This window comes from Delftia sp. (assembly GCF_059499305.1).
This window is the reverse complement of sequence record NZ_JCABYI010000009.1, coordinates 46,692-59,873: the sequence shown is the minus strand read 5'-3', so window position 1 is coordinate 59,873 and position 13,182 is coordinate 46,692. Positions and strand designations below refer to the sequence as shown.

General features: G+C 68.5%; 11 protein-coding genes and 1 tRNA gene. 7 read left to right on the top strand and 5 right to left on the bottom strand.

The window, feature by feature from the left end; all coding sequences use genetic code 11:
• Positions 1-165: 165 nt before the first annotated feature.
• The 3 genes from AC5I49_RS06345 to AC5I49_RS06335 all read right to left on the bottom strand — a co-directional run bounded on the left by AC5I49_RS06345 (position 166) and on the right by AC5I49_RS06335 (position 4,807).
• Positions 166-252, bottom strand: a tRNA-Leu gene (locus tag AC5I49_RS06345).
• A 119-nt stretch (positions 253-371) separates the two neighbouring features.
• Complete coding sequence (locus AC5I49_RS06340; protein ID WP_392414048.1) at positions 372-3,587, bottom strand: efflux RND transporter permease subunit; 3,216 nt, start codon at positions 3,585-3,587, stop codon at positions 372-374.
• Positions 3,584-4,807, bottom strand: coding sequence for an efflux RND transporter periplasmic adaptor subunit (locus AC5I49_RS06335; RefSeq protein WP_016449590.1), 1,224 nt, complete (start codon positions 4,805-4,807; stop codon positions 3,584-3,586). The genes AC5I49_RS06340 and AC5I49_RS06335 overlap by 4 nt, the downstream gene beginning before the upstream one ends.
• Before the next feature lie 174 nt (positions 4,808-4,981).
• Between AC5I49_RS06335 and hpnC the strand changes: the two genes are divergently transcribed.
• The 4 genes from hpnC (at position 4,982) to AC5I49_RS06315 (ending at position 9,294) form a co-directional block, all read left to right on the top strand.
• Positions 4,982-5,866, top strand: coding sequence for a squalene synthase HpnC (hpnC, locus tag AC5I49_RS06330; RefSeq protein WP_495789011.1), 885 nt, complete (start codon positions 4,982-4,984; stop codon positions 5,864-5,866).
• Between the two features lie 67 nt (positions 5,867-5,933).
• Entirely contained in the window at positions 5,934-6,779 is an 846-nt protein-coding gene (gene hpnD / locus AC5I49_RS06325) for a presqualene diphosphate synthase HpnD (protein WP_017404285.1), read from the top strand.
• A complete protein-coding gene (gene hpnE / locus AC5I49_RS06320; RefSeq protein ID WP_495789010.1) occupies positions 6,776-8,149 on the top strand; it encodes a hydroxysqualene dehydroxylase HpnE in 1,374 nt (457 codons plus the stop codon). Before hpnD ends, hpnE begins: the two co-directional genes overlap by 4 nt.
• A 125-nt stretch (positions 8,150-8,274) precedes the next feature.
• On the top strand, positions 8,275-9,294 hold the full coding sequence (locus AC5I49_RS06315; RefSeq protein ID WP_047327071.1) for a Bug family tripartite tricarboxylate transporter substrate binding protein: 1,020 nt from the start codon (positions 8,275-8,277) through the stop codon (positions 9,292-9,294).
• 45 nt (positions 9,295-9,339) lie between these two features.
• Here AC5I49_RS06315 and AC5I49_RS06310 read toward each other — a convergent pair whose 3' ends face one another.
• Positions 9,340-10,023: a GntR family transcriptional regulator gene (locus AC5I49_RS06310; protein ID WP_016449595.1), complete on the bottom strand. Its 684-nt coding sequence runs from the start codon at positions 10,021-10,023 to the stop codon at positions 9,340-9,342.
• A gap of 167 nt (positions 10,024-10,190) precedes the next feature.
• Here AC5I49_RS06310 and AC5I49_RS06305 point away from each other — a divergent pair, with 167 nt between their 5' ends.
• From AC5I49_RS06305 to AC5I49_RS06295, 3 genes are all read left to right on the top strand, one after another.
• Entirely contained in the window at positions 10,191-10,589 is a 399-nt protein-coding gene (locus tag AC5I49_RS06305) for a carboxymuconolactone decarboxylase family protein (protein WP_012204485.1), read from the top strand.
• 10 nt (positions 10,590-10,599) lie between these two features.
• Entirely contained in the window at positions 10,600-11,463 is an 864-nt protein-coding gene (locus tag AC5I49_RS06300; RefSeq protein WP_310039165.1) for an NAD(P)-dependent oxidoreductase, read from the top strand.
• A 132-nt stretch (positions 11,464-11,595) separates the two neighbouring features.
• Positions 11,596-12,579, top strand: coding sequence for a tripartite tricarboxylate transporter substrate binding protein BugD (locus AC5I49_RS06295; protein WP_279492895.1), 984 nt, complete (start codon positions 11,596-11,598; stop codon positions 12,577-12,579).
• Between the two features lie 7 nt (positions 12,580-12,586).
• Here the strand turns inward: AC5I49_RS06295 and AC5I49_RS06290 are convergent, their stop codons facing one another.
• Complete coding sequence (locus AC5I49_RS06290) at positions 12,587-13,177, bottom strand: class I SAM-dependent methyltransferase (RefSeq protein ID WP_154834819.1); 591 nt, start codon at positions 13,175-13,177, stop codon at positions 12,587-12,589.
• Between the last annotated feature and the right edge of the window lie 5 nt (positions 13,178-13,182).

Genomic DNA, 13,182 nt, shown 5'->3' with positions numbered 1-13,182 from the left:
CGGGATCACAAGCGGGATCTGCGCGGGATTGTGATGTGATTTTGCGCTGTTTTGTGCCGGTTTCAACCCGTTCCGTTTTGCAGCGGAGACCCAGAAAAAAAGCCCGCCTCCTCTACAGGAAGCGGGCTTGAGCAGTGTTCGCCGCAGTTGAGCGGCGTTGGTGCGTGGTGCGCGGGGGGGGACTCGAACCCCCACACCATTGCTGGCGTCAGGACCTAAACCTGGTGCGTCTACCAATTTCGCCACCCGCGCTGGTTCTTGGGGAGCCGCCTGCGCGGCGGCTCCTAGGTCAGGGCGCAGATTCTAGCCGCAATTGCGGGGTGCATTGCCATACCCCGGATTTGAGCGGCGGCCTCTGCGTTTCCGCCGCATCAATGCGTGGGCTCGCGGCGCACGCGGAACACGGCGGCGTACATGGCCGGCAGCGCCAGCAGTGTCAGCACGGTGGCCACGATCAGCCCGCCCATGATGGCCACGGCCATGGGGCCCCAGAACACGCTGCGCGACAGCGGGATCATGGCCAGCACAGCGGCGGCGGCCGTCAGCACGATGGGGCGCAGGCGGCGCACGGCGGCTTCGATGATGGCGTCCCAGGCCGGCACGCCGCGCGCGCGGTCGGTCTCGATCTGGTCGATCAGGATCACCGAGTTGCGCTGGATCATGCCCATCAGCGCCACCACGCCCAGCAGCGCCACGAAGCCGAAGGGCCGGCCCAGCAGCAGCAGCGCCGCCGCCACGCCGGGAATGCCCAGCGGCCCGGTGATGAACACCAGCAGTGAACGGCTGACACTGCGCAGTTGCAGCATGAGCAGCGTGAAGGTGAGGAACAGCATCACGGGCACACCAGCGACGATGGCGTCCGAACCCTTGGAGCTTTCCTCCACGGCGCCAGCCACATCGATGCGGTAGGCCGTGTCGCCCGCAGCGTGCCAGCGCGACTCGATCTCGCGCAGGCCGGGCAGCAGCGCATGGGTCAGCGTTGCGCCCTGCAGGCCCTCGCGCACATCGCCCTGCACGGTGATGGCGAACATGCGCTTTTCTCGCCACATCACGCCGGGTTCCCAGACCATCACGGGCTTGGCGATCTGCGTGAGCGGGATCGACTTGCCCGATGCCGTGGGCAGGTAGGCGTTGGCGATGTCGGTGATGGCGTCGCGCTCCGAATACGGCGTGCGCAGCACGATGTCGATGAGCTTGTCACCCTCGCGGAACTGGCCCACGGTGGAGCCGCTGAGCATGACGCGGGCCGCCTGGGCGATGGCCTGGCTGCTCACGCCCAGGGCGCGCGCCTTGTCCTGGTCCACCTCCAGGCGCACGGCCTTGACGGACTCGTTCCAGTTGTCGTTGACGCCGCGCATGTCGGCGTTGGCGATCATGGCCTGCTTGACCTCGTCGGCATAGGCACGCAGCTTTTGCGGATCGGTGCCGGAGACGCGGAACTGCACCGGATAGGGCACGGGAGGCCCGTTGGGCAGCAGCTTGACGCGGCCGCGCACTTCGGGGAACTCCTGGGCCAGCAGCGCCGGCAGCGCCTTGCGCAGACGCTCGCGTGTGGGCAGGTCCTGGGCGACCAGGATGAACTGCGAGACGTTGTTCTGCGGGAACACCTGGTCCAGCGGCAGGTAGAAACGCGGCACGCCCGAGCCTACCCATTCGCTGACCGTGCGCACGCCGTCGAGCTTCATGAAGCGCTCTTCCACGCGGCGCGTGACGGCCTCGTTGGCGGCCAGCGACGTGCCTTCGGGGAACCAGATGTCCACCAGCACCTCGGGTCGGCTGGAATCCGGGAAGAACTGCTGCTGCACGCGCGACATGCCCACCAGGCCCAGCGCAAAGACCAGCACCGTGATGGCGATGGTCAGCCAGCGGTGCGTCACGCACCAGTTCACGGCGCGCCGGAAGCGGTTGTAGAACGGGCTGTCGAAGACCTCATGCTCGGCTGAGGACGCATTGAGGTTGGTCTCCTCGATGGGCACCTCGCCCGAGGCCACCTCGGGCGGCAGCGTGGCCGCGTGCGGCGGGCGCTTGAGCAGCAGCATGCCCAGGTAGGGCACGAAGTACACCGAGGCGAACCAGCTGAGCACCAGCGCAATCACCGTCACCGCGAAGATGGCGAAGGTGTACTCGCCCGTCATGGACTTGGCCATGCCGATGGGCAGGAAGCCCGCCGCCGTGATCAGCGTGCCGGTCAGCATGGGCTTGGCCGTGATCTCGTAGGCAAAGGTGGCGGCGCGGTACTTCTCGTAGCCCTCCTCCATCTTGCGCACCATCATCTCCACCGCAATGATGGCGTCGTCCACCAGCAGGCCCAGCGCGATGATCAGCGAGCCCAGCGACACCTTGTGCAGGCCGATGTTCCAGTACCACATGGCCAGGAAGGTCGCGGCCAGCACCAGCGGAATGGTGATGGCCACCACCAGGCCCGGGCGCGGGTCGATGTACCAGCGCTTCCACAGCGGCTGGTGGCCCTCGCGCTTGTGCAGGCCCAGGCTGATGAAGCTCACGGCCAGCACCACCACCACGGCCTCGATCAGCACCTGCAGGAACTCGTTGACCGAGTCGGCCACGGCCTTGGGCTGGTCCTGCATGTTGGCCAGCTCCACGCCGGCCGGCAGCGTGCGCGCGATGTCGCCCACGGCGCCGCGCAGGGACTTGCCCAGGCGGATGATGTCGCCGCCCTTGGTCATGGACACGCCCAGCGCAATCGTCTCGCGCCCCTGGTGGCGGACCTTCACATTGGCCGGATCGGCATAGCCGCGGCGGATCTCGGCGATATCGCCCAGGCGCAGCTGCGCGCCCGATGCGCCGCGGATGGGCATGGCGCGCAGCTCATCCACCGCCAGGAACTGGCCGGCCACGCGCACCTGCACGTCCTCCCGCGGCGTCTGCAGCACGCCTGCGCCCTCGATGGCGTTTTGCTGGCCCAGCTGGCCCAGCACCTGGTTCATGTCCAGGCCCAGCTGCGACAGGCGGCGCTGCGACAGCTCGATGTAGACCTTCTCGTCCTGCACGCCGAACAGCTCGACCTTGGCCACATCGGGCACGCGCAGCAGCTGCTGGCGCACGTCGTCGGCCATGGTCTTGAGCTCGGCGTAGCTGAAGCCGTCGGCCTGCAGGGCGTAGATCACGCCATAGACATCGCCGAACTCGTCATTGAAGAACGGCCCCTGCACGCCCTGCGGCAGGGTGTAGCGCATGTCGCCGATCTTCTTGCGCACCGTGTACCACAGCTGCTGGACATCGCCGGGGCGCGAATTGTCCTTGAGCTGGAAGATGATCAGCGACTCGCCGGGCTTGGAGTAGCTGCTGATCTTGTCGGCGTAGGGCACCTCCTGCAGCGTACGCTCGATCTTGTCGGTGACCTGCTCGGCCATCTGCTGCGCCGTGGCGCCCGGCCAGTTGGTGCGCACCACCATGGCGCGGAAGGTGAAGGGCGGGTCTTCGTCCTGCCCCAGCTGGAAGTACGAGGCAAAGCCCAGCAGCAGCAGCACGACCATGAAATAGCGCGTCAGCGCCACATGGTCCAGCGCCCAGCGCGAAAGATTGAAGTGCCCGCCCTGCGGCGCCTTGTGCTTGGGCCCGCTCATTGGGCCGCTCCGCTGGACGCAGCACCTGCGGAAGCTGCGGCACCTGCGGCGGCAGGCGCCTGTGCCGGCTGCTGCGTCTTGTCATACCGGTCCTGATAGACCGTGACCTTCTGCCCGGGCGTGAGCACATGCACGCCGGCGGCCACCACCTGCATGCCGGGCGTCAGGCCGGCGGCAATCACGGCCTCGTTGCCATCGGCCGTGGCCAGTTGCACGGGCTGCAGCTTCACCGTGCTGCTGGCGGCATCGAACACCCACACGGCCGTGCCCTGGCCGCCGCCGCCTTCCTGGCGCAGCGCCGTGGTGGGCAGCTTGATCACGGGCTGGCCCGTGGGGCCCATGCCCTCGGGCAGCGCATGGACCGTCGCGCCCAGCGGCGGCACGGCGGCCGCATCCGACGCGGGCAGTGCCACCTTCACCTGGTAGGTGCGCGTGACCGGATCGGCACTGGCCGCCACCTCGCGCACCTGGCCCTGCAGCGGCTGCATGCCGGCCGACCACGGGCGCACATTCACTTTCTGGCCCACGCGGATGGCGCCGCGCTTGTCTTCGGGCACCACGAACACCACGTCGCGCGGACCGTCCTGGGCAATGCGCACCACGGGCGAGCCGGCCGACACCACCTGGCCCGGCTCGGCGTCTATGCCGGTCACCACGCCGGGCACATCGGCCAGCAGTTGGGCATAGGCCTCCTGGTTGCTCTGCGATGCCAGCTGCGCCTTGGCCTGGTCCAGCGTGGCCTGGGCGGACTTGAGCGTGGCCTCTCGCCGCTCCAGCTCCGCACCGCTGATGAAATTCTGCGCCTTCAGCTGCGAGTAACGCCTCACATCGGCGGCGGCAAGATCGCGCTGCGTGGTCGCGGCCGCCACCTGGGCGCGCGCGGCATCAGCTCCCAGCCGGTAGTCGCTGGCATCGAGCCGCGCCAGCAACTGGCCTGCCTGCACGTGCTGGCCCAGTTCCACCTCGCGGCGCACGAGCTTGCCGGCCACGCGAAAGCCCAGGCGCGACTCTATGCGCGCGCGCACCTCGCCCGCGTATTCCAGTTGCGTGTCCAGCGCGCCCACGCCTACGGTGAGCAGCTTGACGGCGCGCACCGGCTCGGGCGGTGGCTCGGCCTTGGAGCAGGCGCCCAGCGCCAGCGCGGCGGCCAGGCACAGAGGGGCAAGAAGAAGATGGCGCGGCAAAGCGCGCGCGGCAGGGTTCGATGGCAAGTCGGGCATGTGGATCCGGGAGGGCTGGTGCGAAAAGCGGCTGCGGGCTGCAAGATCCGGGCAACATGCCGCGGCAGCTGGCTGGCGCCGTTTACTGACTGACGGGTTAGTAATTTAGGAGAAGCCCTTGAGCCCGTCAAGTGAAATGCATGGCCTTGCGCGCAGCATCGACAATCGGCCACCGTGAAGTCCACCGCTCCCACCCTGCCCGCCTCCCCCGCCCCGGTCACGCACTACGAGAACTTTCCCGTGGCGTCCTGGCTGTGCCCGCCCCGCTTGCGCCCGCCGATTGCCGCGCTCTACCACTTCGCACGCACTGCAGACGATCTGGCCGACGAGGGCGACGCCACGCCGTCCGAGCGCCTGGCTGCGCTGGCCGCCTACCGTGCCGACCTGATGGCGCTGGGCACCGAAGGCGAGGCCTCCATGCTCGCCCGCACGGCCTGGTCTCTTGTCTTTGCAGGGCTGGCGCCGCAAGTACGCGCCCACCAGCTGCCGCTGGCGCTGATGGACGACCTGCTCAGCGCCTTCGCACAGGACGTGCGCAAGACCGATTCCGGCACCACCTACGCCGACCGCGCCGAGCTGCTCGACTACTGCCGCCGCTCGGCCAACCCCGTGGGCCGGCTGCTGCTGCATCTGTACGGGGTGGATGATGCCGAATCGCTGGCCCGCAGCGACGCCATCTGCACCGCCCTGCAACTGATCAATTTCTGGCAGGACTTCAGCGTGGACCTGCCACGCCAGCGCCACTACCTGACCGATGCCGACTGCGCCGCCCATGGCGTGCGGCGTGAAGACCTGCGCGCCGAGCCCGCTGCACTGACCCCTGCCGTGCGCGCACTGTTGGCCGAGCAGTCGGCCTGGGCGCGTGCACTGATGCAGTCCGGCGCACCGCTGGTGCACCACCTGCCGGGCCGCATCGGCTGGGAGCTGCGCCTGGTCGTGCAGGGCGGGCTGCGCATCCTGGACAAGGTCGATGCGCTGCAGGGCGCCAGCCTCTACCGCCGCCCCACCGTCGGCAAGGCCGATGCGCCGCTGCTGCTGTGGCGCGCCCTGCGCATGTGATGGCGGGCCGGCCGTTGCGACACCCAGGCTTTGGCCCCCAGCCGTCCATGGGACAATCCCGCCCCATATGAATCCGGATCAGTACGTCCAAGACAAGGCTGCCGCCTCGGGCAGCAGCTTTTATTACGCCTTCCTCTTCCTGCCGCGCGAGCGCCGTGCCGCCATCACCGCCTTTTATGCGTTCTGCCGCGAAGTGGACGACGTGGTGGACGAAGTCTCCGACCCCGGCGTGGCGGCCACCAAGCTCGGCTGGTGGCAGAACGAAGTGCACCAGGCCTTTGCAGGCAAGCCCTCCCATCCCGTGATGCGGGCGCTCATGCCGCATGCCCCGGTCTACGGCATCGAAGAGCGCCACCTGCAGGCCGTCATTGACGGCTGCCGCATGGACCTGGAGCAGACCCGCTACCTGGACTTCCCGGGCCTGGCGCGCTACTGCCACCTGGTCGCAGGCGTGGTCGGCGAAGTGGCCGCGCGCATCTTTGGCCAGACACAGGAAGAAACCACGGCCTACGCCCACAAGATGGGCCTGGCCTTCCAGCTGACCAACATCATCCGCGACGTGGGCGAGGACGCCATGCGCGGACGCATCTACCTGCCCATCAGCGAGCTGCAGCAGTTCGACGTCAAGGCGCATGAGATCACCAAGCGCGAATACTCGGACCGCTTCACCGCGCTGATGCGATTTCAGGCCGAGCGCGCCCACCGCCTCTACGACGAGGCCCTGGCCCTGCTGCCCGCGGCCGACCGCCGCACGCAAAAGCCCGGCCTGATGATGGCCAGCATCTACCGCACCCTGCTGCGCGAGATCGAGGCCGACGACTTCCGCGTGCTCCACCAGCGCATCAGCCTGCCGCCGCTGCGCAAGTTGTGGCTGGCCTGGAAGATGCAGGCGCTGGGGCGCATGGCGCGGTGAGCAGAGACAGCGCCAAGGACACGCCGCGCGCCGCCATCCTCGGCGGAGGCTGGGCCGGCTTCGCGGCCGCCCTTGCGCTGGCCCGCAGCGGCTGGCACATCACCCTGCACGAGGCCGCACGCGAGCCCGGCGGCCGTGCGCGCGGCATGGACCTCGACACGCCACAGGGCCTGCTGCGCGTGGACAACGGCCAGCACATCCTCATCGGTGCCTACACCGAAAGCCTGCGCCTCATGCGCGAGGTGGGCGTGGACCCTGAACGGGCGCTGCACCGCCAGCCCATGGCCCTGCCCTACGCCGATGGCAGCGGCCTGCGCTTTCCCGACTGGCCTGCGCCGCTGGATGCGCTGGCCGGCATTGCCACCGCACGCGGCTGGAGCCTGGGAGAGCGCGCAGCCCTGCTGGCGCGCGCCGTGCGCTGGCGGCTGGCGGGCTTTCGCTGTGCGGCCGAAGCCACGGTGGCCGACCTCTGCGCAGGCCTGCCGCAGCGCCTGGTCAGCGAGTTCATCGACCCGCTGTGCATCTCGGCGCTCAACACACCCATTCACCTGGCCAGCGGCACGGTGTTTCTCCGCGTGCTGCGCGATGCGCTGTTCAGCGGCCGTGGCGGCTCGCATTTCCTGGTGCCGCGCCGTGACCTGGGCAGCCTGTTCCCCGCGCCGGCCGCGCAGTGGCTGCAAGAGCGCGGGCACGCCGTGCGCCTGGGCAGCCGCGTGGCCGAACTGCAGCCCCAGGGCCCGCACTGGACGCTGGGCGCAGCCCAGGGCGAAGACGCGCCCTTCGACGCCGTGCTGCTGGCCTGCCCCGCGCCCGAGGCGGCGCGCCTGGCACTCACCGCCGCCGAGCACGACAGCCTGCCTGCACGCGACGGCATAGCCCTGCAGCGCTGGGCGCAGCTGGCCCAGGACCTGCAGCACCGCCCCATTGCCACCGTCTATGCGCAGACCGGCGATCCCTCCCACACATTGCCCCCGGGCGCGCCCTGGCTGGCGCTGCGCTCCACGCCCGATGCGCCTGCGCAATTCGTCTTCGACCGTGGACAACTCGGCGGCCCGCAGGGCCTGATGGCCTTCGTCATCAGCGACAGCGCATCGGACCGCGACACCCTGCAGGCCCAGGTGCTGGCCCAGGCACAGGCCCAGTTGGGCTGGCATGGCCTGATCCCGCTGCGCACCGTGATCGACAAGCGCGCCACCTTCGCCTGCCTGCCCCAACTTCAGCGGCCCGGCCTGGAGCTGGGCCACGGCCTGTGGGCCTGCGGCGATCATGTGGACGGGCCGTATCCGGCCACCATCGAAGGCGCCGTGCGCAGCGGCATGCAGGCTGCCGAGGCCGCGGCCGCAGCCCATCGCACAGCACACACCGACTGACCCCCGGGTATCTCCGTAGCCTGCGGACCCCGGTTTGACAGCAGATTGACAGCCGCCAGCGCCACCATCGCTGGCGCCGCATCTGCTGCGGACCATCCACTACAACGATATCCAGGAGACCAGACATGCCTTCGCGCGACTTTCTTCACCACGCAGACCTGCCCCCGCTCAGCCGCCGCCAACTGCTGGCCGGCACGGGCGCCATGGCCCTGTCTGGCCTGCTGCCTGCGGCCGCGCTGGCGCAGGACGCCTGGCCCACGCGCCCCATCCGCTTTGTCGTGCCCTTTGCGCCGGGCGGCAGCTCGGAAATCGTGGCGCGCTCCACGGCCGCCGAGCTGTCCAAGACCCTGGGCCAGAATGTCTTCGTGGACAACAAGCCCGGCGCGGCCGGCAACATCGCCATGCAGGAAGTGGCGCGCGCCGATGACCAGAGCACCGTCATCCTGGGCCACATCGGCACCCTGGCCGTCAATCCCTACATCTTCGACAAGCTGCCCTACGACGCGAACAAGGACTTCCAGCCCGTCAGCCTGCTGGCCAAGGTGCCCAGCTTGTACGTGGTCCACCCCGATGTGCCGGTCAAGAACCTGCGTGAACTCATCGCCTATGCCAGGAAAAAGCCCGGCCAGCTCAGCTACGGCTCGGCCGGCAATGGCAGCGCCGGGCACCTGGCCTTCGAGTACCTGAAGATGACGGCCGAGATCTTCATGCTGCACGTGCCCTATCGCGGCACGGGGCCCATGATGACGGACCTGATGTCGGGCCGGCTGGACGCCGCCTCGGTCGGCGCCGCCGCCCTGCTGCCCTTCATCAAGGCAGGCAAGGTGCGCTGCATCGCCACGGGATCGACCCAGCGCCTGCCCCAGTTGCCCGATGTGCCCACCGTGGCCGAGCAGGGTTTCCCGGGCTTCGAGATGACGCAGTGGTACGGCATGCTCGCCCCCTCCAGCATGACCCGAGCCCACGTGGACAAGCTGGCCGCCGAGTGCGCCAAGGCCGTCAAGGCGCCGGACGCGCTCAAGCGCCTGCAGGGCGATGCGGCCGAGCCCATCGGCAGCACGCCCCAGCAGTTCGCGCAGTTCATTGCCTCCGAGCAGACACGCTGGCAGAAAGTGCTCAAGCGCGCCCAGGTCAAGCCGGACTGAGCGCACACGAACTGACGCTCCCAGGTACAGGCGCAGGCCCCGGCATCAGCTGGCCGGGCCTGCCTTCTCGGCCATGGCGCGCAACACGCCCTGGCTGGCCTTTTGCACATGCTCGGCGCTCAGGCGCGCGGCCTGGTCCGCGTCGCCCTGCTCTATTGCCGTCACGATGGCATCCAGCTCGGCCAGCGTCTGCGGCAGGCGCCCGGGCTGGGACATGGAGATGCGCCGCAGCACCGTCACGCGGTTGTTCAGCTGCCGCAGCATCTGGCCGGCCACCAGATTGCCGCAGCCCTCGATCAGGATGTCGTAGAACTGGTTCTTGATCGCCAGCAGGGCCACCTTGTCGCTGGCCACGGCGGGCACGGCCAGCTCGCCCAGCTTGGCGCGCAGCGCGGCGCGCTGGCCTGCCGAGGCATGCAGCGCAAAGCCCCGGCTGGCCAGGCCCTCCAGGCTGGCCCTCACCTCGTAGATATCGCGCACTTCCTGCACCGAGATGTCCGTGACCTCGGGACCCCGGTGCGGAACGATGGTGATCAGCCCCTCGGCCTGCAGGTGCTGCAGGGACTCGCGCAGGCACGAACGGCTCACATCAAGGCTCTCGCACAGTTCGCGCTCGGACAGCTTCTGGCCCGGCGCAAACACGCCATCGAGGATGGCAGTGCGCAGGGTCTGCGTCGTGCGCTGGCGCAGCGACGTTTCTTCGCGGGGGACACGCAGCATCTGGTTCATGGGATGAATCCTACCTGCCAATCCAGGGGCCGGACGGACTGACGGATTGTCATACACGCACCTGCCGCGGCAGGCAATCCCGATTTTCATCAAGTAGGATTGTCTGACAATCTGATTAAATCCATTCCACCGAAAGACACCTTCACCGCCTTCCATCAGGAGTTTTCATGACCCGAGCCTACGCCCCCAAGAACCCCGCCCTCTTCGACCAGGGCCTGTCCACCCGCCGCGAGGTGCTGGGCGCCGAGTATGTCGATGCGTCCATCCAGAACGCCACGGACTTCAATATCGACATGCAGGAGCTGGTCACCCAGTACTGCTGGGGCGATGTCTGGAACCGCCCGGGCCTGGACCGCAGGACGCGCTCCTTCCTGAACCTGGCCATGATCACGGCGCTGAACCGCCCGCATGAACTCAAGCTGCATGTGCGCGGCGCCATCAACAACGGCCTGACCAAGGAAGAGGTCAAGGAGGTCTTCCTGCAGACCGCCATCTACTGCGGCGTGCCGGCCGCCATCGACTCCTTCCGCGTGGCGTCGGAAGTCTTCAAAGAGATGGACATCTGAGGCACGCAGCATGACCACCATAGGATTCATCGGCCTCGGAATGATGGGCCAGCCCATGGCCCACCTGCTGCACGCCGCAGGGCACGCCCTGGTCATCCGGGACGCCGTGCCCGCCGCCACCGCACGATTCGCGCAGGAGCATGCGGGTGTGGCCGTGGCATCCGGCGCGGCCGACTTTGCCGGCTGCAGCGTGGTCTTCACCATGCTGCCCGACTCCCGCATCGTCGATGCCGTGGTGGGCGAACTGGCCCCGCACCTGCCGCCCGGCGCCTGCATCATCGACATGAGCTCGGCCGACCCCAACCGCACGCGGGCGCTGGCCGGCCTGCTGGGCGAGCGCGGCATCGGGCTACTGGATGCGCCGGTCTCCGGCGGCGTCAAGCGCGCCATTGCGGGCACGCTGTCCATCATGGTCGGCGGCGATGCGGACCTGCTCGCCCAGCACCTGCCGCTGCTGCAGCGCATGGGCCAGGCCATCACCCATGTCGGCCCCGTGGGCGCAGGCCATGCGCTCAAGGCGCTGAACAACTATGTCTCGGCGGCGGCCCTGATCGCCACGGCCGAGGCCATCCATGCGGGAGCGGCCTTCGGCATTGCGCCGGCCACCATCGTGGACGTGATCAATGCCTCCACCGGCAAGAACAACACCACCGAAAACAAGGCCCACCAGTTCATGCTGAACGGCTCCTTCAACTCGGGCTTCTCGCTGGCGCTGCAGGCCAAGGACGTGGGCATTGCCCTGTCGCTGGGCCAGGCCATGCACACGCCCATGGCACTGGCCGAACAGGTCAGCGCCATGGCGGCCGACGCCTCCAGGTCCCTGGGACCCGCCGCCGACCACACCGAGCTGTACAGGTACGTGGCCCCGGCCTGAGCCTGCGCCGTCTCGCCGTCGTCAAGGGCCGCATGCGGCCCTTGCCTTCCTGCCTCACGCCTCCAAACACGCCACCGACAACCGGCCGCACAGAGCCGGCGGCCCCTGCACGCGCCTCCAGGAGACAAACCCATGCGCCCCCTCATCCGCAATCCCCTCGCCCAGACCCTTCTCGCCGCCGCGCTGGCAGCAGCCAGCCTTGCCGCCCAGGCCTTCCCCAACAAGCCCGTCACCATCGTCGTTCCCTACGCGGCCGGAGGCTCCACCGACGTGCTGGCCCGCGTGCTGGCCGAGGCCATGACGCGCGACCTGGGCCAGCAGGTCATCGTCGAGAACCTGGGCGGCGCCGGTGGCACCATCGGCACCAGCCGCGTCACACGCGCCCAGGCCGACGGCCACACCCTGCTGCTGCACAACATGGGCATCGCCACGGCGCCCGCGCTCTACAGCAAGCTCGCTTTCGATGTGAGGCGCGACCTGGAACCCATCGCGCTGGCCGGCGACGTGCCCATGATCCTGGTGCGCAGCAAAGGCTTTGCGCCCGCCACGCTGGCGGACTTCATCGCCCACATGAAGGCCAAGCCGGGCGAAGTGCGCTTCTCGCATGCCGGCGTAGGCGCCACCTCCCACCTGTGCGCCATGCTGCTGCTGCAGACCACCTCCACCGAGGCCACCCTGGTGCCCTACCGTGGCACGGGTCCGGCCCTGCAGGACCTGGTGGCAGGCAATGTCGATGTCATCTGCGACCAGCCCGTGGCCACCGGCCCGCACATACAGGCGGGCATGCTCAAGGGCTACGCCGTCGCCACGCGCGAACGCCTGCCCTCCCTGCCCGATGTGCCCACCTTCGCGCAGGCAGGCCAGCCCGGTTTCGAGCTTGCCGTATGGCACGGCCTCTACGCCCCGCGAGGCACGCCCCAAGCCGTCATCGAGCGCCTCAACAAATCGCTGCGCACCGCCCTGGCCGAACCCGCCCTGGTCAAGCGCTTCACGGACATGAGCGTCATCATCCCGCCCGCAGACCGCCTCATCCCCGACGCCCTGCGCCAGCACACCGTCGCAGAAATCAAGCGCTGGGACCCAGTGATCAAGGCTGCGGGGGCCAAGGCCGAGTAACGCCGCACTACGACGACACCGGCCTGCGGGCCACGACATCAAAGCGATGCCAGTGCTTGGGACCCCGCATGCTGGGGGCCATGCCATCGAACTCATTGAAGGCCAACAGCTCCATGCCATCCAAAAGGCGCAAGACCTGATCACGCGAATGAAAGCTCATGGACTGCGAATCGGCCCAGGCATCGCGCGGCCCAAAAAAATGACCGGCGAACACACCGTCCGGACGCAGCGCAGAACGCACCAGCGACCAAAACGCATCGAAGCACTCAGGATGGCAAAAGGGCAGGCTCAGTCCAGCGTGGATCAGATGCGCTGCAGGCAAAGAGGAAAGATCCTCGAAACGGCAAGCCTGCAGCGTCAAAGCGCCGGACGCCTGCGATGCCAGGGGGCGCAAGCCCTCGATGGCCGCAGGTTCGCTGTCGATGGCGTGGACGCGCCAGCCGGTATGGAGCAGCACGCGGCACTCATGGCCCGCGCCACAGCCCAGATCGATGGCCGCTTTATCTGCCGTATCACCCGCCAACGCGTCAAGCGCCTGCACCAGCAAGGGAGATATCTTGCGTCCCTCGGTAAAGCGGTAGTAGTCCGTCCAGCTCATGGGTG

Excerpts from the sequence above, each read along its gene's own strand:
- AC5I49_RS06295 (WP_279492895.1), top strand. The coding sequence starts at position 11,596 with ATGCGCCCCCTCATCCGCAATCCCCTCGCCCAGACCCTTCTCGCCGCC.
- AC5I49_RS06310 (WP_016449595.1), bottom strand. The coding sequence starts at position 10,023 with ATGAACCAGATGCTGCGTGTCCCCCGCGAAGAAACGTCGCTGCGCCAG.
- AC5I49_RS06340 (WP_392414048.1), bottom strand. The coding sequence starts at position 3,587 with ATGAGCGGGCCCAAGCACAAGGCGCCGCAGGGCGGGCACTTCAATCTT.
- AC5I49_RS06290 (WP_154834819.1), bottom strand. The coding sequence starts at position 13,177 with ATGAGCTGGACGGACTACTACCGCTTTACCGAGGGACGCAAGATATCT.
- AC5I49_RS06315 (WP_047327071.1), top strand. The coding sequence starts at position 8,275 with ATGCCTTCGCGCGACTTTCTTCACCACGCAGACCTGCCCCCGCTCAGC.
- hpnD (WP_017404285.1), top strand. The coding sequence starts at position 5,934 with ATGAATCCGGATCAGTACGTCCAAGACAAGGCTGCCGCCTCGGGCAGC.
- AC5I49_RS06300 (WP_310039165.1), top strand. The coding sequence starts at position 10,600 with ATGACCACCATAGGATTCATCGGCCTCGGAATGATGGGCCAGCCCATG.
- AC5I49_RS06305 (WP_012204485.1), top strand. The coding sequence starts at position 10,191 with ATGACCCGAGCCTACGCCCCCAAGAACCCCGCCCTCTTCGACCAGGGC.
- AC5I49_RS06335 (WP_016449590.1), bottom strand. The coding sequence starts at position 4,807 with ATGCCCGACTTGCCATCGAACCCTGCCGCGCGCGCTTTGCCGCGCCAT.